A 21,242-nucleotide genomic window follows, 5' to 3' on the forward strand; every position below is an offset into this window, starting at 1 on the left:
GGTGCGGGGATGCGGTTCCGGCCGCGGCACGCTTCAGTCGCTCAAGGCCCAGGGCCACTCGAAGAACTGGTTCGATACCGTCCAGCCCTCGCCGTAACGCGCGAGCAGGAAGTCCGCAGGGCGCGCCGGCGTGGGCAGCGTGCGCCCGTAGAGCTCGATCGACGCCGGCGGGTAGACGATGTCGGCGTCGATCGCGCGCACCGTCATGCGCTCCATGTGGAGGTGCGCCTTGCCGTCGACCACCCAGCACGGGAAGACGTCGACCAGCAGGCCGCCGCGGCGCGGGTCGAACACGTGCAGGTTCAGGTACGGCGGCACCTGGCGCACCGTGAAGCCGGCGTCGGTGAGCGTCTTGGTGACGGCCTTCATCTCCTGCTCGACCTCGGCGCGCGACTGGCCGCGGCAGCGGTACAGCATGTCGACGTCGTCGTCGTGTGCGATGAAGCCGCCGTCGCGCACCGCGCCGAGCAGCGTGCCGTAGCAGATCATCGGCTCGCGGCCCTCGCGCTGCAGCACCTCGGCCACCTCGGCCATCGCGTCGACGTGCTCGCGGGTGCGCGACAGCAGCTTGGAGCGCTGCACGCCGTGGCGCGTCAGCACGTAGGTGCCTTCGCCGTGGACGGCCGAGATCTCGTTCATGCGCGCCTGCAGCCGCAGCACCTGGGCACGGTCCTGCAGCTTGGCCGTGAAGGCCATCAGCGGATCGAGCACGTGGGTGTACATCAGCCGCGCCGCCAGCACGGTGAGTTCGTCGTCACCCAGCGGCGCGGCGCCGTAGAGGTCGACGATCGGCAGGATGCGCTGCCAGGGCAGGTCCTTCAGCGGCAGGGCGCCGCGCATGATGGCCGCGGCGCAGGCGGCGAGCAGGCGCTGGCGCAGCTGCGCGGCCGGCTCGTCGGCGCGGAACTCGATCGGCCCGCAGATCGACAGCACCGCGAACAGCGACTGCAGCGCCGCGTCGGCCGAGCTGCCGTCGTGGCGCAGCGTCCAGTTGCCGTCCGCGGCGCGCGTGAACACGCGCAACGGGCGGGCGCGCCGGCTCCAGGTGTCGCGCAGGTTGAAGATGCGCACCTCGTCGGCGTCGACCGGCTCGGTGAACTCCACCGCCCACCAGGGCCGCATCTCGGACTTGGTGTGCATGCCTTTGGACGCCAGCAGCGTGTCCGGGCCGAAGCGCGCCTCGTCGCGGTGGGCGCTGCTCTGGCGTGCACGCCCCTTGCCCGCGACGTCCAGCGCGCGGCCGCCCTTCAGCAGCGTGATGCCGTGCAGGTGCAGCAGGCAGGGCCCGGTCGGGTCCTCGATCTGCACGCGCAGGCCGGTGATCGGCGCGTCCAGGCGCAGCTTCAGGGCATCCGCGGGGGTGAAAGCGAAGTAGCCCAGCGACGGCAGCAGCGTGGCCGTGTCGGTGAGGGCTGACGCGTGGCGGGCCAGCGTCGGAGCAGCGGCGGCCGGCCTGTTCGTCGCGGGCGGCGGCGGGGGCGCCGGAGCCTTGGGCGGCTCGGCGGGCGCCGGTGCCGCGGGCGGCGGCATGGGGGCTGCGGGCGCGGTTTCATCCGCCGCGGGGCCGCTGCGGCCCCGAATCCAGTTCGCGAGGCGCCCCATCGCGCCAGGCTGGTCACCAGTGGCCATGTCGTTTTGTCGTTCTGTTCGTGTCAGGGGGACGCGGTTGCCAAGCTGCCCGGGGCCGTTCAGTCCGGGGCGTCGCCGTCGATGCGGCAGCCGAGTTGCGAGACACCATAGTCGTTGGCCTCGGCGGCAAAGACGTGGCGCAGCCGGCCACCATTATGGTGAACCGGCACGCGTGCCTCGCCGCGCTCGGGCTGGAACGGCACCGGCACGGGACCCGCAGCACCGTCGTAGACCGCGCTGAGGGCGAGCGTGCCGCTCGATGTCGCGGCGCGCCGCCGCGTGACCACCAGGTCGCCGGCCTCCGCACCACGCGCCGCCGGCGCGACCAGCATCTCGCGCGTGGCGGCTCCGAGGTAGTTGGACGACCACAGACCGCCGAGGCGCTCGCGCGGATCTTCGGCCGGTTCGCTGCCGACGATGCACGCGAAGGCGTCGTTGAAGTCGGCTGCGATGCGGTCAGGGGCGTGGTCGGCGATCACGCGGGCGGCGAGCTCCTCGCGCCAGAGCTCGCGCTCGTCAGCGGGCATGGCGGCGATGCCGCTCAGCGCGTCGGCGAACGCGGTGGCCGAGTACTCCGTGCATACCGTGCCGGCGTCGTAGGCGCGCGCGAACTCCTCGCAGCCGTGGCCCGGCCCGACGATCGCCAGGCAGCCATAGGCCGCCGCCTCGACGAGCACGTTGGGCCAGTTGTCCTCGTGTGACGGGCAGATCTGCAGGTCGCTGGTGCGGTAGACCTCGACGAGCCAGCGGTGGTTCGTCAGCCGGCCGTGGGCCAGCAGTTCCGCTCCGGTCGCGCGCAGCGACCTCAGCAGCGACTCGTCGGCATTGCCCGCGACGTGGATGCGCACCGGGTTGTCTCGCCCCTGCCGCATGCAGAACAGCAGCAGCGCCTCGGCCGCCAGGCGCGCGCCTTTGCGGCGCTCTGTCAGGCTGTCGGCGACCAGCAGGACAGTGAACGGACGTGGCGGGACCGCGGTCTCGATCTCCAGCGGTGCGTACGGATTGCGCAGCAGATGCAGGCGCTGCTGCGGCACCGGCGCGGCGTGAGCCGCCTGCTCCAGCATGTAGCGGCTGGGCGCGGACAGGTGGACGTTGGGCCGTGCGAGCAGCGCGTCCTTGCGCGCCTTCACGCGCTGCACTTCGGCACGCGCGAACACCTCGGTGTTGACCTGGGGGCAGGCATGGCAACCCGAGAACAGACCGGTGCAGCCTGCCGCGTAGTGGCAGCCGCCGGTCACGTAGTTGGCGTCGTGCAAGGTCAGCAGCAGCGGCACGCCGGTGGCCGCCAGGGCCTCCAGGTCGGCGATGGACTGCAGGTAGGTCGTCCAGTGCGCGTTGACCAGGTCGTAGCCGGCCAGCGTTCGCACCAGCCAGGCGCGGTGCGCGGTGCCGTAGTCGGCGGTGAACTGGGTGTTCGACAGCCGCCCGTTGGTCACCGAGCGCTGCGGCGAGACCTCCTGGGAGACCGGGCCGGCGGTTTCGATGTCGAAGATGTCGACGCTGTGGCCGCCGTGCTCGCGCAGGGCGTGCGCCACGCGGCTGGCGGCGATGCCGGCACCGCCCGCCGAGGCGCTGGTCAGGATGGCGATCTTCACGCCGACTCCAGCGCGTCGATCTCGACGAAGGCGTCGGCCAGCACTGCCAGGCGGCGCTCCAGCTCGGCCACGCGCGCGAGCAGCGCCTGCTCTCGCAGCGACGGCCCGGAGGCGGGCGCCTCCTCGAGATCGCCGATCCGCCGTTCGAGCTGGTGGTGCAGGTCCAGCAGCAGTTGCATCGTCGCCGTCGCCTCGGCCTGGCCGCCGTGGCCGGCCTGAACCAGCGCCAGCTCGCTGATCGACTCGGCGCGTGCCGAGCGCGTCTTGCAGTCCTCGTGATAGACGCTGTAGGCGATGTCCAGCGGCAGGTGGTGCAGCGTGAACTGGCCCGCCATGCGCAGGAACAGATCCGCGTCCATGGAGTAGTGCAGGTCCAGCTTCACCGGCCCGGCGGCGTCCCAGGCGCGGCGCGAGAAGAACACGCTGGGCTGCACCAGGTGGTTGCGCGCGTAGTCCAGCAGCACCGCCTGTGTCAGTCTCTCGGGGCCGTAGACGAAGTGGCGGATCGGGCGAAGGTCCAGCTCGGTCATGTAGGCGTCGCCGACGACGACCTCGCAGCCCGGCGTGTCGCGAAAGCGCGCGCGCACCGCGTTCAGCACGTTGGGCAGGAACAGGTCGTCGCCGTTGAGCCAGCACAGGATGCGCCCGGTGGCGCGCGCCATGCCCTTGTTGATGGCGTCGGACTGGCCCTTGTCGCGCTCGGACTGCACGTGCGCGAACATGTCACGGTAGTGCGCCAGGATGGCGGGCGTCTCGTCCTTGCTGCCGCCGTCCATCATGATGATCTCGACGCCGGCGAGGTCGTTGCACAGCAGGCTTCGCAGCGTCTTCTCGAGGTACTTGCCGGCGTTGTACACGGGCATGACGACCGACAGCGTCGGCAGGTCTGCGGTCGCCGGCTCGACGTGGAGGTCGGCCTCCCACGGCAGCGTTGCCGCGGGGTCCAGGGGCATGGGGAGTCGGTTCATGTCAGGGCGCCGCGCAGGTCGTGCATCAGGGCGGCGAAGAGCCGCTCCTCCTGCTCGTGGCGGCAGTGCACGCGCAGGTACTTCAGCAGGTGGAGGTTGAGCACCGCGTGCTCGTAGAGATCGATCGCGAGCAGATCCAGGATGCGTTCGCGGCGCTGGACGGCATCGGCCTCGCCCAGGAAGCTCTGCAACTGCTCGGCGTGCGCGGAGCCCTTGGGGTAGTGAGTCGTCCAGCCGGTGCGGCCCTGCTCGCGCATCAGCGCCAGCGCCGCGCGCAGGGCGACCAGGTAGACGCTCAGCCGCGTGCCCCGCGTAGCGAGGTACTCGTGCGACAGGTGCAGCGTGCGCCAGTCCGGCCGCGCCTTCTGCGCCTGCACCAGCGAGCCCGGCAGCGTCTGCTGTTCAGGCGCGCGGCCGTCGGTGTCCGCACGCACGGCGGGCGGCACGGGGTCGGCCAGCGCGCTCTGCATCATCCTGGTGTCGGCCAGATGGCGGAGGCACTGGGCCCGGATGCGGGCGACGAATTCGGCGGCCAGTTCGACGTGGTCGTTCGCGGCGTAGCGGCCGCTGGCGAGCATCGCCGCAGCCTGTTCGGCGAACGGGTCGATCGACGCGTAGCCGGCGGCGTGCCGCGGATGGAGCAGGAAGCGCGCCTCCAGCAGGCGGCCGCCGATGGCCAGCACCTCGTGGCCCACGTACAAGTCCCAGCCGGGAACGCCGAAGGCCATGCGTTCGGCGGCCGGCTCCTGGCGCAGCCGCGCGACGAGGTCGGCCAGGCCTTCGGTGCGGAAGCAGAAGGCGTCCAGGCCGCCGTGGTAGGGCGCCTTCGGGGTGCCGGCCGGCTCGTCGACGGCGCTGCAGTCGCTGCGCACGTAGCCCGAGGCTGCGGCCTGCGCGGCCATCAGCGGCAGCGGGTTGCGGCTGACGGCAGGGAAGAGGTCCGAGTTGACGACGAGCACCACCTCGGCCTGGCCTGCCAGCAGCCGTTCGAGCAGCGGCACGATGCGCGGCATCGGCCGGCCGCCGAAGGGCAGCATCGTGTCCTCGTCGCCGATCTCCACCAGGGCCTCGGCCGGCAGCCCGGCCTCGATCAGGCGTTCGCGTTCGGCCGCGTGGTTGAAGCTCAGCGCCTCGACGCCCAGCGCGCGCCAGCGCTCGAAGCAGGCCCGCTGATGGGCGATGCGGTCATGCGGATTCAGGCTGGTTGCGACGACGGCCCGCCGCGTGGCTGGCGTTGCGACGCTCATGCCGCGAACAGCCGTCCGAGCAGCGGCAGCCGTGCCAGGCGCCGCCCGCGGCGGCCCGCGGCGGCGGCCTGCGCCTGGCGAAGCCAGCGCGGGGCGAGCTCGGCGAGCTCCGCGCGGCGCGCGGCGGGCGCGCCGAACGCGGCACCCTCGAGCATGGTCGCGGCCGGCATCGCGTCGAGCACCGCGACGACCATCGCCTTGTCGTTGTCGGTCAGGGCCTGCCAGGCTGCGGCGCGTTCGGCGGCGCCGCGACTGTCGGCCACCGGGATCTGCCATTCGACGGTCGGCAGGCCCTGGGCGTCTACCGGCCAGCCGGCCAGCGGCGGCTCGGTCACCTTGTCATCGCGCCGCCAGCGCAGTCCGGCGGCAGACCACAGCAGGCGGATCCTGCCGAGCTCGACAGGCCCGAAGCTGGCCCCGGAGAACTGGATCACGGTGACGTCGCCGGCCTCGGCGCCCACCGACACGCCGTCGTAGCGAAGGCGGTGTGGCAGCTCGGCGACCTGGCGCCGCAGCCGCCGTGCGGCCAGCGTGACCGCCGTGGAGGTGGCCTCGCCGAGCTCCGGCAGCTGGCGCCCGAGCAGCGTCGTCACGCCGGTCACCACGTACCAGTCGGCCGAGCCGAGGAACTGCAGGCGCTGGCGGTCGGCGGCGTCGGCCGGCCGGAACTGCATGTAGTCCAGTCCCTGTTCGGCGCCGTCGGGCTTCCAGGCCTGCACGACCTCGGGGGATTCGCCGGTGGCGTACAGGCGCAGCGCCGGTTGGCCGTCGACCAGCAGCAGGCGAGCGTCGACCCGGGGCAGGCGTCGCAGGCCGACGATGTCCAGCGGGCGCAGTTCGACGCGCACGCTGGTCGGCGTGACCTCGGTGAGGCGCATGTGGCCGGCGCGCGCGGCGAAGCGGCCGGAGACCGCGCCGCCCCGCATCTGGCTTTCCAGGTCACGCAGGCGCAGGTAGGTGTCCTCGAGCTCCTGCTGCGCGTCGGCGAGGCAGCCGCGCAGAGCCTGCTCGCGGTCCTCGGGGAGGGCGGGCAGAACCGCCGGCGGCGCGGCGGGCTCGGGGCTGCCAACGGCGGTGGGCGCGGCGGCGGGCGTGGCCTCGGGGCCGGCGACGATGCCTGACATTCGGAGTCGTTCCTTGAGGTGTTGGACGCCCGGGTGCGCCCGGGTCAGGCGCAGGGCGGCCTGCCAGAGGGCGGGGTCGGTGACCTGCGGGATGGGCTGGTGTCGCACGCGGATCCGGGACAGGCTCGGTGCCCAGGCTTGCAGGCGCTGCGCGAGAGCGCTGCTCTCGAGTGCGGCCGACTCTATCAGCACGACATCCAGCGGGTTCTGCTCGGCGGCCACCACAGCCTGTTCGGCCCGGGTCAGCCAGTGTTCGAGCGCCTCGCGAGGCGCTCGGCCGGCCGCCATCAGCCTGCAGATGGACGCCTCGGCAGATTCGATCAGGTAGAGAGCCCGGCTGCTGGCAGTCGGGGCGAGCGCCGACTCCCGCGGGACGGCCGCGATGTCTGCGTCCGCTTCCTTGATCGCCGCGGCCACGGCCGCGGCCTCCGCGCCGTCGCGGCGCCAGCTGACGATCTGGATGAGCGTGACTTGGGCGAGGGACTGGAGCGCAGGGGCGGAGGGGGTCATCAGATCGGTAGTGGGCGCGGACCCGGTCGAAGCAAATCCGCGGTGAACAAGGCGTTTGGCGCGCCGTCAACTGCCGCCGGACGCAAACCGGCAATGATAGTCGCGCAGGCTTGCGCTGTCGAAGTCCGTCGCCCTCTCCACGGTTGATCGTGTAGTATCGTCCGGTTGCTCGTGTTTTTTCTTTTTTCGCTTGTCGGTGATTTTCGAGGGGATGATCGGATTCGTCGGCATTTGTTTTCGTGGCGCTCGCCCGTTTTCGCACTCCGATGTCAACTGAAGAATTCGAGTCATGAGTCTGGTCGTTCTTTCGTTTGCCCGCTCCGGTAGCACCCATCTCATGTCGCTCTTGCGTCTCGTGGCGCCGCTGCGGGTTTACATGGAGATCTTTCACTACCGCCTGGAAATCATGAAGCAGGGCCTCGGGGTGGATGCTGAACGGATATTCCAGGATCTTCCGTGGGCTGTTTCCGGGGATGATTCGGATTCTCTTCGAAAGAGGATTGTCGATAATCCCGTGGAATATATTCGACGCCTTCGCGCGATCGACGAGGCTACTGTCCCGACGTTCAAGATATTTCCCGACCACCTGTCGTCCGAAGGCCTCCGGGCGGTGATTGCCGACGCGCACGGTGTCGTGCTGCTGACGCGCAACCTGTTGCAGTCGTTTATTTCCAACGAAGTCGCCATGCAGGTCGGGGTGTTCGGCGGGATCGACACCTCGGCGCAGCGCGTCGCCTTCGAACCCGAACGTTTCATCGGTTTCGTTGACTTCACGTTGAAGCACCTGCAATCCGGCTTGGCGGCTGCCCGCGACGCTTCCCGCTGCGTGGCCCCCATCGCCTACGAGGACCTCGTCGACGCGAGCCGCGATGACCAGGCCCGGCAGGTACTCGACCGGGTCCGGTGCATCGTGCCGGCGGCGACCTTGCCGGCCGAACCGCTGCACGACGGCCCCACCGTGCAGGACCGGCGCCGTGATGCCTACGACAAGGTCAGCAACCCGGAGCGCATGCGTGCCTTCCTGCGTGCCGTCGGCGCCGAGGCGGCCGCCGACGGGCGTCGGGATCTGACGCTGGACGAGTGGGCGGAGGTGGTGCGCATCGGTGTTCGCCTCTGCTGAGGGCAAGCGTGCTTGTGGGGGTGGCCGCCCTTTGGCATGCTGCACGGTCTTCGCAGCGATGTCCTCGACGATTCGCCGATCGTGCGTCTGCCAGTTGATCGGGCTCGACCTCGGGTTTATCTCGCGATGGCTGTCGGCGATTTCCCCAGGCGAGGTCCTACAGGGATGACTCGCCGCCTTTACCCGCTGCCCGTCCCGTTACCGCCATGAAGCATCCTTACCTCGATTTGCTGCACGACTTACGCGCTGCCATCCCGGTCTTTCGCCAGTACATCCAATTGCGCACAGGCGTCGGCGGCGGGATGCATCCCAAGGCTGCGGCCCTATGGAGCTATCTTCTGGCGGTGCAGAAGAGCTGTCGCGTGCAGGGCGATCTCGTCGAGATCGGCGTCTTCCAGGGCTGGGGCTCGTATCTTCCGGCGCATGCTCTCGCGCCCCGCGAGAAGCTGGTCCTGGTCGATATCGCCGCCCACTACCTGGACGCGGCCAAGAACTTCGTCACCAGCCATACCCCGGCGACCGCCGAGAGCATCGTCCAGGTCCAGGTCGACAGCGCCGCGGGGAACTTCTCCAACGCCATCGACAAGCACACCAGCCGGGCGCGCTGGATCCACATCGACGGCGAACACTCCTACCCCGCGGTGATCCGCGACCTCGACACCGCGGCCCGCGTCGCGACATCCGATGCGATCATCGTCGTCGACGACGTCGACCACGCGCTCGCGCCCTGCATCAACGATGCGCTGCTCGACTGGTTGCGCGGCAACCAGGGCTGGCGCCTGCTGATCCGCGGCTACAACAAGGCCTATCTCGTCAGCACGCGTGCCAGGGTCAACTGGAGGGAGTTCGTCGAGATCGTGCCCGAGGTCTTCGACCGCGAGTTCGAACTGAAGACGGTTCTGGCTTCGCAGACCTCGAGTGCCGACTCCCCCTATCTCTCGTACGGTGAGGGCTTCAACGACGCGAAGTACCTCCGCGTCAACCACACCAGCACCTCGCTCGAGGACTACGAGGGCCAGGACCCGCGCACTTTCTTCGTCGGCGTGCAACGGCGTCCCACCGTGCTGCTGTTCGGCAACTGCCAGATGCAGGTGCTGCACCACGCGTTGAATGCGGCTTTCGACGCCTGCGGGATGAACCTGCAGTCCTGCTACGTCGCCGATGTCCACGAACTCACGTCCGAGGGCGCGGACCAGCTCCGGGCGCTCGCCGCGAGCAGTCTGATGCTGATCACGCAGGTCGTGCGCAACGAGCGCTTCGCCGTCGGCAGCGAGGAACTGGAAGCCATCGCCGGCCCTGGCGCCTGCCTGCGCGTGCCGTCGATGCACTTCAACGCCTACTGGCCGAACCAGGGCGATCTGCGCACCCAGCCGGACAGCGACATGGCTGGTCCGGCCGACGCCATCGCCTACCTGATGCTCCAGGCCGGCCATGCGCCCGAGGCGATCAACTCCCTGCTGCTAGACCCCGGCCTGTACACGCCGGAAGAGCTGCAGCAGTGGGTCGCGGCGGCCACGACGCGCCTGCGCGAACGCGAGCACTACCACAAGCTCGACGTGAGCCTGTCCGACATCGTCTGCGCGGCGGACTTCGGCGAGCGTCCGTTCTACACCTTCAATCACCCGCGCAAGGTCATCCTGGACCGCATCACGGCCCGCGTCCTGGCGCTGCTGGCCCAGCGCTTCGCTCCGCGGGACCGGGCGGCGTTCGAGCGCCTCGTGTCCGGCCAACTGCGCGTGAGCTACGACATGTCGTCGATCGACTTCCTGGATTTCCCGTCGCTGCCTTCGGTTGCCAAGGGCCTGGGAATCGCCGAGGACGGCGCGCATGCGGGCGTCTACCGATACTTCCGCACGCGCGGCTCTGGTGCCGTCCACCGGCCGCTCTCGTTGGCGGCGGAGATCGCCGGCTTGGCCGCGCGCATGGCCAAGCTCAGCGAGGAACAGCATCGGTTCAACGCCGAGCAGATCCGATCGACGGTCCTCGTCCCGCAGCGTGTGGTGGCGCTCCTACCGCAGGCGCAGCCCGCGACCTGAGCCTCGCGCGCTTCAGTGGCCCGGCGCTTCGGCGCCGGATCGGCTCACGCCAAGTCGAAGCGGTAGCCGAACCGCGTGATGTCGTCGCGGTAGCGCATCGCAACGTAGTCGGCCGTCTCGTCGGTGTAGTACAGGCGATAGTCGTCGCGCCGCGAGCGGTTCTTGTGTGGCGGTGAGCAGCAGGGGATCCCGAGATGTGCGCAGACGCGCCCCAGGTCTTCGTTCAACCGTTCGAAGCGGATGACGTGGTCCGCGCTGACGTTGCCGTCGAGCGTCAGGTAGTCCACCTGCCGCCGTGGCAGGCGCAACTCGTCCGGGCGAAGGGTCCGGCCGACCGCCAGACCTCCGGGCGTGCCGAACGCGGTGTACGAGATCACCCGGTCCCACGGGTTGCGGACCGAGCAGAGCACGCGGTAGTCGCCCAGCGAACGGCCCAGGGCCGCGGCGTAGTCGGAAATGGCGGCGTGCTTGTGCGAGCCCGTGACGAAGCCGAGTTCCTCGTTGATGACGTCCAGTCCCTGCGTGCCGTCCTCCTCGAGCACCTGGCCGACGCTCGGGCGGTACACCAGGCGGTCGCTCGAATGCGGCCCGAGCACGGTCTGGATCGAGTTGCCTCCCGTCTTCGGGATGTGGACGTAGATGAACTTCAGGTGATGCGAGATCAAGGCGCACGCCAGCCGGAAGAACCGGCCGGGTTCAAGATGAAAAGTGAGGGCCTGCGCGCGCGCTCTGGCCGCCGGACCGAGGTCCGGTGGGCAGAAGTGCCGGGACGGCACCCGGGCAGGCAAGCCTAGGCTTCGTACAACTCCGCGTCCATGCGTTCGGCCACGCACGGCCAGCTCAAGTCGGCTGCTACCGAACGCGAGCGTGCGGCCTGCGGGTCGCCGCGAGCGCCGTCCAGTCGGCGCAGCATGCGCCCGACGCCCTGGGCGTACTCCGCCGGACGGTGGGCGCAGTACTCGGCCAGCCCGCGCGTGTAGAAACGCGTCGCCGGCAGGTCGGTGGTGACGATGGGCAACCCGTGTGCCAGCGACTCCAGGATCGCGTTGTTGGCCGCAGCCGCCGACAGCGGCAGCAGCAGCAGCGAGGCCCGGCGGTACAGGGCGTGCAGGGTCTCGTCGCTGACGCCGCGGTTGAGCACGACGAGGTTCGGGCGCCCGGCCGCATCGAGCGACAGGCCCTTGCTGACGGCGACGAAGACGCAGTCGGTGCGCTCGCGCATCAGGTCGGCCGTCGCGACGAAGGCCGGGTAGTCGCGCAGCCAGCCGCCCACGCACAGGATCACGGTGCGGGTACCGAAACGCGCCAGCGCTTCCTCCAGCTCCACGTCGGCCGGCTCGTCCAGCGGCGCGCTGCCGAAGTCCAGCAGTTCCGGCGCCAGGCCGTGGGGCACGATGCGCAGCCTGGACTCGTCCACGTGCGCCGCGAAGAAGTCGCGCTGGTCGGGAGCCATCAGGTGCAGGCGGTCGAAGCCGGACAGGAAGTCGGGCCGCTGCACGAGGTCGGCGCAGATCGCGCTCGGCTGGTGGAAGGTCGCCACCAGCCGCGGGCCCTGCAGCCCGTTCAGGCGTGCCAGCGCCGTCAGCAGCCCCGCGTGCTCGCCGTCGACGAAGTGCACGACGTCGTAGTCGCCGAGCACGCCCTGCAGCCGGGTCTCGTACGGCATCGCGTTGCCTTGATAGGACCGTACCCGGGCCTGGCAGCGCCTGAGCATCGTCTCGCCCAGGCCGCCCGGCCGCAGGTCCCAGGCGCTCTGGTGGCCCAGCGGGATCAGCCACTCGTCGACCAAGTGGCCCATGTCGCGCAGGGGCTGGACGAAGCCACCCGGGCCGCTGAGCGGGCTGAAGTGGCCGTAGCCGGTGCGCACGACGAGGATCCGCCGGCGATGTGCTGCCGCGCCGACGGCGTGGCGCAGCACCCGCGGCAGCACGCCACGCGGCGCCGGCATCGTTGCCGGGGGACGGGCCGTCTGCTCTAGCAGCCACTCGCCGTAAGGACGGCGCAGCAGTTGCAGGTAGCCGTCGTCGGCGCCCCCCGAAGCCGGCTTGGCGGCCGGTTGGAGCGCAGCGATCGCCTGCACGGCCGCCTCGGAGTTGCCGAAGCGCACTTCCTCGCGGGGCAGGCCGAGCTCGGCCAGTTCGTCGGCCAGCCAGGTGCCGCCGCTGACGACCCAGCGCAGGCCCGGCACGCCGAGCAGGTCCCAGAGCACGCCGGATGTCTTGAACCGGTACTCCTGCGGGTCATAGAAGAGGCAGGCCGCGTCGCAGCTGGCGACCAAGTCGCGGTAGGCGTCGCCTTCCAGCCGTTGCTCGATCACGCTGACGTTGCCGTGCGTCTCGCCGGCGGCGCGCAGGCGCGCCACGGCGGCGCGGAATGCCGCCGAGCCGGGAAAGCCGGTGTTGAAGTGGAAGACGAACTCGAGGTCGGGGAAGCGCGGGGCGGCCAGCGCGCCGACCTGGGCCGAGAACGACAGGCCCTTGTTCTCCTTGGGGCCGCCGAGGTAGAGCAGGACACGCTGGCGGCGGCCGCGTGGCGCGCCGCGCCCGGCGGATGCGCCGTCGAGCACGATGGCCGGATGCACGCGGACCGGCCCGCGTGTCCACAGCCCGCCGTAGGCGCGCTGATAGGCGCGGCACGAGGTGGCCAGCCGCAGCTCGACCGCCGTGGTCCCGGCCAGCGTGTCCAGCGCGCGGCGGTAGCGCGAGTGCTCGCGGGCGTCGAGCATCTCGGGTTCGCCGTCGGCCCGCCCGGCGTAGAGCCCCGGATGGAACATCAGCGACACGACGACCCGCCCGCGCAGGACGGAGGCCAGGCGCGCGAGCGCACGTGCCAGCCCTTCCAGGTGGAAGGAGTAGCCGGTATGCAGGTGCAGGTCGTCGTCGGGGCCGACGTAGCCGCTGTCGAGCAGCGCCTCGATCTCTGCTGCGAAGAGTTCGGCCAGGCGTTCGTGCTCGTCGGTGGCCAGCCGGTCGGCGTCCTGCGGGTAGCCGGGCGTGCGCCAGTACGGCGTGACCTGGGCGCCGGCCTGGGCGCACACGCGCCGCGCCTCGGGGGTCAAGCGGCGGCCGGCGACGATGAGCACCTCGCGCCCGGCGGCGGCGCCGGCCCGGGCGATGCCGGCGTTGACCGTGGCGTGATGTGCGTGGAGGTGCTCGAAGCCCGGATCCAGGACGACGAGGCGGCGGCGGTCTTGGAGGGTTGCGTCGTTCACGGTCATGCTTGGAGCAGGTCGATCCAGGTCCGCGCCTGGTCCGGCGGGCCGGCCGGCCGCTCGTCGGCCAGCGGGGCGGTCGAGCAGGACGGCCCGCTGGCCAGCAGCGAGGTCGCGCAGCGGGCGATGTCCCAGCGCTCCTCGTCCTGCCCGTGCCCGGCGGTGGTGCTCTGAACCCCCGCGTGGCTGACGAGCAGGCTGAGCATGCGCGGGTCGCGCTCCGGGCTGACGCCCAGCGATGCGAACTGCAGTTCCAGTGTGTGGATGGCGGCCCCGTCGTCCGCGGCGGTTGCGCCGACGACGAGGTAGGCGTGCTGGCCGTCCGGCCCGGGGTGCACCGCTTGCACGTCGGCCGGCCGGCCGTCCAGCCTAGCCTGCAGCGAGTCGGCCGCGCGTTCCAGCAGCGACATCGGGAAGCCGGCCACTGGCACCTGCATCACCAGCGTGCAGCGGCTGCCCGCCGGGGCGCGGAAATGCACGGCCGCCTCGCGTGCCAGCCATTGCACCCGGCCCCACTGCGCGTGGACCTCGGGGGCGTAGAAGCCGCTGTACAGCGCCTGGCGGGCCGGTTGGCGCACCAGGCTGCGAAGCTGCTGCAGCAGGAAGGCGCTACGTGTCGCCACCGCCCCCGCGTCGCCGCACAGCGATGCCCAGTGCCCTGCCGGTGACGGCGCGACGGGTTCGGACGCCGGCTGCACGGGCAGCCGGTAGAGGGTCTCCAGCTCGTCGGCGATCGTCTCGGGCGCGAAGCGCCGGGCGTGTCGCTCGGCCCAGCCCAGCGTGCTCGCCCGCAGTTCGGACAGCCGGCCCGGCTGCAGCAGCGCGGTCACGGCCGTCGCGAACCCGGGGCCGTCGACCTCGGGCACGAGCACGCCGTTGACGCCGTCCTCGACCGCCTCGGGTACGCCGCCGATGCCGAAGGCGGCGACCGGGCAGCCGCACAGCAGGGCCTCGAGGATGGTGTTCGCGAAGTTCTCCTCGCGTGAGGGAAACAGCAGCAGGTCGGCGGCGCGGAACAGCGCCATCAGCCCGGTCTCGTCCTGCGGACCCAGGTAGACATGTTCCAGCCATGGCGACGTCGAGCTCACGGCCGGCTCCTCGTGGCCGAAGGTGACGATGACGACGCGGCGGCCGCCGGTCAGCGCCGGCAGTTGCCGGTCCGCGGCGGCCAGCGCCTGCACCATCAGGTCGAAGCCCTTGCGCCGCTCCTTGTTGTTGTGCGCGCCGGCGACCAGCACCAAGTCGTCGTCGCCGAAGCCGTGCGCCGTGCGCAGCTCGCCGCGCTCCGGTGGCGCCGCCGGGCGCCACTGGTGGATGTCCAGGCAGTTGCGGATCACGTGCGCCTTGCCGCAGGCCGCGCCGATCGTCGAGCGGTCGAACTCGTCGGCCAGCCATCGGCTGGGGAACACCCACGAGGCGGCCAGCCCCGAGACGGCCTGCAGCTTGGTCCGGAACGAGGCCGCGGCCAGCTCCAGCGGGTCACGCTGCAGCTGCGCGCACCCCTGGCAGCCCAGCCGATGCCGCTCGCACCCGGCGGTGTAGTGGCAGAAGCCGGTGAACGGGTTCATGTCGTGACCCGTGAACACCAGCCTCACGCCACGCTCGGCCAGCTGCGCCAGGCTGGCCGACGACACCAGGTGCGCGATCCAGTGCAGGTGCACGACGTCGAACTCGGCCGCGATATCCACGAACGCCTCGTCGAACGGCAGCTCGGTTGCCCACAGCGACATCCATGTGTCGCTGAGCTCGCTGCGGTTGCCGTGCGCGTAAGCCGACGCCAGCGCACTGTTGAAGGAGGCCGGCGATCCCGGCACGCGCAGCCGGATCTGCCAGCCGTCGTGCTCGACGCCGATGTCCTGGCGCTTCCAGTCGTTCACCAGGTACAGCAGCCGCGCGTCGTGGCCGATGGTGCGAAGGGCTTCGACCTGGCGCCGCGCGGCGATCCCGGCGCCGCCTCCGAGCGAGGTGTTGCAGTGCAATATCTTCATCGGTCACCCGTCGAGGCCGGCGGAGGCTCCAGGCCTTCTTGAAGAGTCGAGGGCGCGTAGCCCAGGCGGGCGCACAGCGGCCCGACCTCGTGCGACGCGAGCAATTCGGCGCACAGAGGCGGCGGCGGCCGGCGGCGCGGGCGCTCGGCGATCTGCTCGCCGCCGCGGCCACTGTCGCCGGTCAGGCGGATCGCCGGGAACAGCTGCACGAAGTCCTCGCGGAACGGCAGTTGCAGCAGTTCGCACAGGGCCCGCATCGTCGGCTCGGGCCGCTCGACGAAGTCCTCGTACCGAACCGTCGGCAGAGCGTCGTGGCGGTCCAGGAAGGCCTGGTAGCGGCGGCAGTACTCGTCGAAGGTCCCCGGCGCGTGGTGGATCCAGCCGTTGCCGCTCAGCGCGATGTAGCTGTCGATCGGGTGTCGCACGGTCACCACCGAGAGCACCGGCAGGTCCGGCGGCAGCATCTCGCGCAGCGTCGGCCGCTCGGGGACCGAGTCGCCGACGCAGAAGTGGCTGTGGGCGTGGTCACGCAGCACCAGGTGCTGGCCCAGAGCGGCGCATTCGGCCTGGATCGCCAGCAGGTTCTGCGCGAACAGCCGCACCAGGAGCTCGGGGCTCACGCCGCGCGGGCTCTGGCGCAGCTGCAGCGTGGTGTCGGTCGGCGCGAACTGCGGTTGGATGCGGTTCCAGCGCAGCGTGCTCAGCGGGTCCACCTCGCTGAGCAGCTGCACGTTGGGCAGGGCCGCGAGGCACTTGCAGATCAACGTGCCGCCGGTGCAGGCGAAGTGATGCACCGTGCGCACCGGCTCGGCCGGGACGGCCGGCGCGTCGCGGCAGAGCTGCAGGCAGCGCTCGATCAGGTCGCAGGCCTCGCGTTCCGCCTGCTCCCCCGCCGGCGCACGCGGCGTGGCCACCAGGCCCGCCGTCTCGGCGAGCGCAAGCACCAGGGCGCGCGCCGTGTCTGCCGACGGCAGCGTGCCGCTCACGGCGTCGCCTCGAGCCTGCCGCGCGACCGTCCCAGGCACTCGTTGGCCAGGCGAAGGCCGTCGAGGACGCGTCCCAGCAACGCCTCGAGCTCCTGCACCCGACGGCAGGACTCGCCGTAGCGCTGCTGCAGCTCGCCCAGGTCGTTCTCGCGCAGGGACAGCAGCCTGGATGACTGGGCCTTGGCGCTGCGTTCGGCCTGGAGTTCGGCCTCCAGCCGGCTTGTGCGCTGCTCGATCTCGGCTTCGCGCTGAGCGCGCGCGCTGGCCTCGGTGTGTGCCTCGGCCAGCCGCGCCTCGGTATCGCGCAGTGTTTCCCGGGCCTGCTCGGCGGCCGCTTCGAGCTCGGCTGAGCGCTGTGCATGGGCCCGGGCGGCGGCATCGGCCGCGGCCTCGAAGGCCGCGAGCCTGGCGCTTAGCTCGGCGAGACGCGCCTCGCCGGCGGCGATCTCCTCGCGAGCGCGGCGCAGCGGCTCGCTGTGACGGTCGCGCTCGAAGAGCCATACCGGCCACAGCGGCTCGGATTCGGGGTCGCTGAGCAGCAGCCGGTAGCCCCGTCCGGCCAGATGCCGTGCCGCCGCGTCGGCGCCCAGCCGTTCGCAGCCGCGCAGCACGATCCAGTCGAAACGCGCCAGCGCCTCGTCAGACAGGCTGGACAGCAGTGTCGCCTCCTGCCCTGGCAGGTCGACGAGCAGCAGGTCCGGGTGCGAGGTCTCGTCGGTCCGCGGCGCCAGCTGTCGCAGCAGCGTGCCCAGGGCGACGGTGGCGACGGGGCGCGCTGCGGGTGACGCCAGCCGCGGATACAGCGCGCCTAGCGCGGCGTAGTCGACGATGCCGTCAAAGCGGGAGATCGGGTACTCGTGCCAGGTCGCGTCGGCGCCGTCCGCGCTCACGCAGCCGAGCACGATGCGCGGGTCGTGTGCCGGCCCCACGCGGCCCGGCGCCTCGTCGGCCAACCGCGGGTCGCCGTCGACGAGCACCAACTGCCCGGCGCGCAGCCGGCGATACACGGACAGGTCGGTGCCGCGGCGGGCGCCCAGGTGCAGCACCAGACCCATCTCCAGGTGGGACAGGCGCGACAGCAGGGCCGCGACACCTTCCAGGTGACCGGGGGTCGCGCTCATCGGCCGTTCCCCCCGCTGCGCCGGCGCAGCAGGCCGGCGGCCACCTGGCGCTGCTGTTCACGCCGGTCGTGCCTGAGCGCCTGGGCGAGCATCGAGCGTGCGGCCTGCGCCGCCGAGACGGCGCGGGTCGGGTCGGGAGCGCCGGCGTCACCGACGGCGGGCAGGGCATCGAGGATGGCCATCAGGGTGTGTCGGTCTTGCGGTCCCAGCCGTTGCCAGGCCGCGGGATGGGTCTGCTGCAGCGGCACGCGCAGCAACGCGGGGCCGCCGTCCGCGTCGGGCGTGACGGCGCCGAGAACCGGCCGGCCTTCGCGTGCCCCGGCGGGCGTCGACATCCAGGCTTCGGTCGGTCGGGCCAGCACGTCGACCCACTCGATGTCCACGTGCGGCCAGTGCCGCGGCCCCCAGACGACGTTGGCGAAGCGCACGCGCAGGCCTCCGGACTGCAGCGGCGTCGCGCAAACCGCGTCGTAGCGCCAGCGCCGGGGCGTCGCCTCCAGCAGGCCGCGCAGCGCGGTGGCCACCGCCGGCCAGCGGCCGCTGACGGCGCTCTGGTGCAGCGCCTGTTCGACCGCGCCCACGTACAGCAGGAGCCGGCCCCAGTCGCTGCTGCCCATGTGCGCCAGCCGCTGCGAAGAGGCGCCGTCCTCGGGAACCAGAAGCACGAAGGCGCGTCCGCCTTCTTCACCGTCGGGCTCCCAGCGGGCCAGGGGCCGGTGGCCGTCGGCGGTGTCGAACAGCGCCAGGCCCGGGCGGGCGTGATGCTCCACGAGTCGCAGCGACACGTCGGCGGCAGTACCTGCGCCGAGGCGGACGCCCGACAGCAGCAGGTTCAGCCCGAGGTGGGGGGCGACTCCGGTCGCCTGCCCGATGCGCACGGTGTCCACCGCGCCGCCCAGGGCACGCACGACGGCGCCGGCTTCGCCGCGGAAGTCCGGCATGGCGCTGGCGCTGCAGGGCTCGCCGTCGGTGTCGAGGAAGCGGATGCGCGTGTCCAGGGGTTCGAGCTCGCGCACCCGGCTTTCGAGGGCGTTAACACGCTGGCGCAGCGTCTCGCATTCGGTGCGGGCCGCGGCCAGGTCGCGGCCTGCGCGCTCACGGTCCGACTCGGCCTGGCGCTGCAGTTCGGCCGAGACGCGGCGCTGCTCGGCATGCAGGCGCTCGGAGGTCTCGGCACGCTCGCGCATGGCGGCAAGATCGCTGGTGGCGGCCCCCAGTTCACGCTGCCGGGCCTGGCCGACGTCCAGCGCAACGTCGAGTTCGGCGGTCATGCGCTGCAGCCGTTCGTGCCGCCAGCCCGCGTCGCGCAGCCGTCGCGCCTGGTCGCGCGCGGCCGCGCGCATCGTGTTCCAGCGCGCCGCAGCAGCCTGCACCGGGGCCTGTGTCCCGGCGATGCCACCGCCATCGGCCGGCTCGCAGCTCGCGAGCAGCAGGTCGTGCAGGCGCTGCGCCTCCGGGGCCTGCGACAGCATGGCCTGGACGATGGTCAGCAGCACCGGGTCGTCGCAGGTCCGCGGGGCGGGGGCGAGCCCCGAGGCCGGCGGTTCGACGCCGGCACGACGGAACGCGGCGCCCAGGTCGGCGCGCAGGTCGTCGGCGTGCAGCAGCACCGTGCGGTCGCGGTGCCCGCGCAGGTGCTGCAGCAGGCCACGCGCGCCGGCCGTCCACTGGGCCAGCACCTCGTCGACCTCGTCGCGACCCGACGCGATGGCGGTGGCCAGGGCTTCGGCCGGGCTCTGGACGAGCACCGTCACAGCCCCGCCGGGCGCCGGTGCCGCGGCGAACTCGCGTGCCGTCAACACCGTGACGCCGCCCAGCAATGGCCGGGCTGCCAGCAGCCAGGCCTCAAGATCGCTGTCGCCTGGGCCCGGGTCTGGGGTGCTGCCTCTTGGCGTCTCCGTCGATTTGGTCGGCACGGTCAAAGCCCCAGCGCGATGCGCGCCGCCACGGCGATCTGGTAGACGATCTGCGTGATGCCGCGCGCCACCTCGACGTTCTTGCTCTGCACCTTCGGCAGCACGAGGATCTCGTCGCCCGGGCGCAGCTCCGTCGCCGCCGGCTTGTCGCCGACGCGCGTGGCATCGGCAATGCTGCCGTCCTGGCGCACGACGAGCACGCGCGCGTCGTCGGCGGCCTGCGTGTAGCCGCCGGCACGGCGCACGTAGGTCTCGGCGTCGGCCTCGGTGTCATAGACCAGCGCGTTCGGCACCATGACCTCGCCGCTGACGAGCACGACGTTGCTGCGCTCCGGGATGCGCAGCACGTCGCCGTCTTCGAGCAGGGTCTCGCCCGCGCCCGCGCTCTGGCCGATCACGACCTGGCCGCGCGGCTGGATGTTGCGTGCCCGGTCGATGAACTGCAGGATCTGGTCGCCTTCCTTCTGGCGCAGCGCCGCCTCCTCGCTGGTGGCCGAGCGCCCGGTGAGGGCGTAGGTCTCCAGGCTGCGCAGCGAACCGTCGAGCAGTTCCTTCTGGCGCAGCGCGACCGACTTGCGGAACAGCTGCAGCGCCTCGACGTTGGCCTGCGGCGCGGGCTTGAGCCGCGCGATCGCGTCCTTCAGCCGCGAGCCGTAGGGCATGACCAGCGAGCGCTCGCCGAGGTTGGCCCCCTCGATGCGCACGAGGATCGTGCCCGGGTACTTGTCGGAGGTGATGGTCACCTCGTCGCCGTCCTGGATCGTGACCGAGGCCGCCTCCGACAGCGGGTGGTACTCGCTGCGCAGCTCGGCGCCGATCTTGCGCACCACGCTCATGTGCGTGGCGCTCGGGCGCGGACGCGCCAGCGCCAGCAGCTCCGCGCCGCTGACCGCCGGCCGGGAGAACTCGAACACGTAGGGGTTCAGCGCCTCGCCCGTGACCTGCACCGTGTGGCGGCGCGGCGTGACGACGACGGTGTCGCCGTCCTGCAGCTGCATCGGCTCGATGCGGCCGTCGAGCAGGAAGCTGTAGAGGTTGACCTTGGCGCGCGGCTTGCCGCCGCGCAGCACGTCGACTTCGAGGAAGCTGCCGCGCGCCGGGTCGATGCCGCCGGCGCGGTCCAGGTAGTACAGCACCGAGTCCGAGGACAGGCCGCCGTACAGCCCCGGCGCGCGCACGAAGCCGGTGACGTAGACCTTCACCGGCTGCGCCGCCTCCAGCGTGGCGTACACGCCCACGCTGGCGCGGAAGGTGCGCTTGATCTGGCTTTCGACCTGGGCGTTGAGGTCGGCGTTGCGCACGCCGAGCACGCTGATCGGGCCGACGTTCGGGATGAACAGGTTGCCCTGCGCGTCGACCGCCTGCGTGGCCTCGTAGCTGAAGCCGCCCCACATGCGCACCGTGACACGGTCGCCGACGGCGATCTGGTACTCGGGGTTGAAGCCGCTGAAGCCCTGGTTGGCGAAGCGGCCGCTGAACATCTGCTGGCCGAACATCACCGGCACCGGCGACAGCGACGGGTCCAGCGGCAGCGGCGGCAGCGGCGAGGCCACGCCCGGGGTCGGCAGGGCGCCGGGCGGCAGGCCGGGCACCTGCGGCATGGCCAGCGGCGCCGTCGCCTGGGACGGGTCGGTGCCCGTCAAGGCCGAGGTGGTCGTGCGCCGGGTGCCCGAGTCGGTCAGGCCGCGCGGGCCGCCGCTGAGCTGGTTCTGCGCCGCGACCGGCAGGGCGGCGGCTGCGAGAGCACTCGCCGCCAGCAGGCAGGAAATGGAACGGGCGATCGGCATGGCG

At 71.7% G+C, this 21,242-nt stretch carries 15 protein-coding genes; 2 read left to right on the forward strand and 13 right to left on the reverse strand.

Annotated features, from left to right (window positions below):
* Positions 1-33: 33 nt before the first annotated feature.
* The 6 genes from EV684_RS10785 to EV684_RS24000 form a co-directional block, all read right to left on the reverse strand.
* Positions 34-1,530 carry a LicD family protein gene (locus tag EV684_RS10785; protein WP_200222366.1) on the reverse strand — a complete coding sequence of 499 codons (1,497 nt, stop codon included), beginning with the start codon at positions 1,528-1,530 and terminating at the stop codon, positions 34-36.
* A gap of 158 nt (positions 1,531-1,688) precedes the next feature.
* Positions 1,689-3,224, reverse strand: a complete 1,536-nt coding sequence (locus EV684_RS23990) for a glycosyltransferase (protein ID WP_165908464.1) — start codon at positions 3,222-3,224, stop codon at positions 1,689-1,691.
* Positions 3,221-4,192: a glycosyltransferase family 2 protein gene (locus EV684_RS10800; RefSeq protein WP_132647064.1), complete on the reverse strand. Its 972-nt coding sequence runs from the start codon at positions 4,190-4,192 to the stop codon at positions 3,221-3,223. Before EV684_RS10800 ends, EV684_RS23990 begins: the two co-directional genes overlap by 4 nt.
* Positions 4,189-5,439, reverse strand: coding sequence for a hypothetical protein (locus tag EV684_RS10805; RefSeq protein WP_165908465.1), 1,251 nt, complete (start codon positions 5,437-5,439; stop codon positions 4,189-4,191). The genes EV684_RS10800 and EV684_RS10805 overlap by 4 nt, the downstream gene beginning before the upstream one ends.
* On the reverse strand, positions 5,436-7,073 hold the full coding sequence (locus tag EV684_RS23995) for a hypothetical protein (protein ID WP_165908466.1): 1,638 nt from the start codon (positions 7,071-7,073) through the stop codon (positions 5,436-5,438). Before EV684_RS23995 ends, EV684_RS10805 begins: the two co-directional genes overlap by 4 nt.
* A gap of 66 nt (positions 7,074-7,139) precedes the next feature.
* Complete coding sequence (locus EV684_RS24000) at positions 7,140-7,304, reverse strand: hypothetical protein (protein ID WP_165908467.1); 165 nt, start codon at positions 7,302-7,304, stop codon at positions 7,140-7,142.
* Between the two features lie 58 nt (positions 7,305-7,362).
* Between EV684_RS24000 and EV684_RS10810 the strand changes: the two genes are divergently transcribed.
* Entirely contained in the window at positions 7,363-8,193 is an 831-nt protein-coding gene (locus EV684_RS10810; protein WP_132647068.1) for a hypothetical protein, read from the forward strand.
* Between the two features lie 206 nt (positions 8,194-8,399).
* Entirely contained in the window at positions 8,400-10,229 is a 1,830-nt protein-coding gene (locus EV684_RS10815) for a WcbI family polysaccharide biosynthesis putative acetyltransferase (RefSeq protein ID WP_132647070.1), read from the forward strand.
* Between the two features lie 44 nt (positions 10,230-10,273).
* Here EV684_RS10815 and EV684_RS10820 read toward each other — a convergent pair whose 3' ends face one another.
* From EV684_RS10820 to EV684_RS10850, 7 genes are all read right to left on the reverse strand, one after another.
* Positions 10,274-11,017, reverse strand: coding sequence for a hypothetical protein (locus EV684_RS10820; RefSeq protein ID WP_132647072.1), 744 nt, complete (start codon positions 11,015-11,017; stop codon positions 10,274-10,276).
* 2 nt (positions 11,018-11,019) lie between these two features.
* Positions 11,020-13,440: a glycosyltransferase gene (locus EV684_RS10825; RefSeq protein WP_132647074.1), complete on the reverse strand. Its 2,421-nt coding sequence runs from the start codon at positions 13,438-13,440 to the stop codon at positions 11,020-11,022.
* Between the two features lie 2 nt (positions 13,441-13,442).
* The gene (locus EV684_RS10830) at positions 13,443-15,428 is read right to left on the reverse strand and encodes a glycosyltransferase (RefSeq protein WP_132647076.1); all 1,986 of its coding nucleotides are present in this window, start codon (positions 15,426-15,428) and stop codon (positions 13,443-13,445) included.
* On the reverse strand, positions 15,425-16,414 hold the full coding sequence (locus tag EV684_RS10835) for a sulfotransferase (RefSeq protein WP_132647078.1): 990 nt from the start codon (positions 16,412-16,414) through the stop codon (positions 15,425-15,427). The genes EV684_RS10830 and EV684_RS10835 overlap by 4 nt, the downstream gene beginning before the upstream one ends.
* The gene (locus EV684_RS10840; protein WP_132647080.1) at positions 16,411-17,535 is read right to left on the reverse strand and encodes a hypothetical protein; all 1,125 of its coding nucleotides are present in this window, start codon (positions 17,533-17,535) and stop codon (positions 16,411-16,413) included. Before EV684_RS10840 ends, EV684_RS10835 begins: the two co-directional genes overlap by 4 nt.
* Positions 17,532-19,337: a coiled-coil domain-containing protein gene (locus tag EV684_RS24005; protein WP_165908468.1), complete on the reverse strand. Its 1,806-nt coding sequence runs from the start codon at positions 19,335-19,337 to the stop codon at positions 17,532-17,534. Before EV684_RS24005 ends, EV684_RS10840 begins: the two co-directional genes overlap by 4 nt.
* A gap of 116 nt (positions 19,338-19,453) precedes the next feature.
* Positions 19,454-21,238, reverse strand: coding sequence for a polysaccharide biosynthesis/export family protein (locus EV684_RS10850; RefSeq protein ID WP_132647082.1), 1,785 nt, complete (start codon positions 21,236-21,238; stop codon positions 19,454-19,456).
* Positions 21,239-21,242 lie beyond the last annotated feature (4 nt).

This window comes from Rubrivivax gelatinosus (assembly GCF_004340905.1).
GTDB classification, from domain to species: Bacteria; Pseudomonadota; Gammaproteobacteria; order Burkholderiales; family Burkholderiaceae_C; genus Rubrivivax; species Rubrivivax gelatinosus.

Bases quoted from the DNA above. Each gene is read 5' to 3' on its own strand.
- EV684_RS10850 (WP_132647082.1), bottom strand. From the start codon at position 21,238: ATGCCGATCGCCCGTTCCATTTCCTGCCTGCTGGCGGCGAGTGCTCTC.
- EV684_RS10830 (WP_132647076.1), bottom strand. From the start codon at position 15,428: ATGAAGATATTGCACTGCAACACCTCGCTCGGAGGCGGCGCCGGGATC.
- EV684_RS10800 (WP_132647064.1), bottom strand. From the start codon at position 4,192: ATGAACCGACTCCCCATGCCCCTGGACCCCGCGGCAACGCTGCCGTGG.
- EV684_RS10785 (WP_200222366.1), bottom strand. From the start codon at position 1,530: ATGCCGCCGCCCGCGGCACCGGCGCCCGCCGAGCCGCCCAAGGCTCCG.
- EV684_RS10810 (WP_132647068.1), top strand. From the start codon at position 7,363: ATGAGTCTGGTCGTTCTTTCGTTTGCCCGCTCCGGTAGCACCCATCTC.
- EV684_RS23995 (WP_165908466.1), bottom strand. From the start codon at position 7,073: ATGACCCCCTCCGCCCCTGCGCTCCAGTCCCTCGCCCAAGTCACGCTC.
- EV684_RS10805 (WP_165908465.1), bottom strand. From the start codon at position 5,439: ATGAGCGTCGCAACGCCAGCCACGCGGCGGGCCGTCGTCGCAACCAGC.
- EV684_RS24000 (WP_165908467.1), bottom strand. From the start codon at position 7,304: ATGCCGACGAATCCGATCATCCCCTCGAAAATCACCGACAAGCGAAAA.
- EV684_RS10840 (WP_132647080.1), bottom strand. From the start codon at position 17,535: ATGAGCGCGACCCCCGGTCACCTGGAAGGTGTCGCGGCCCTGCTGTCG.
- EV684_RS10815 (WP_132647070.1), top strand. From the start codon at position 8,400: ATGAAGCATCCTTACCTCGATTTGCTGCACGACTTACGCGCTGCCATC.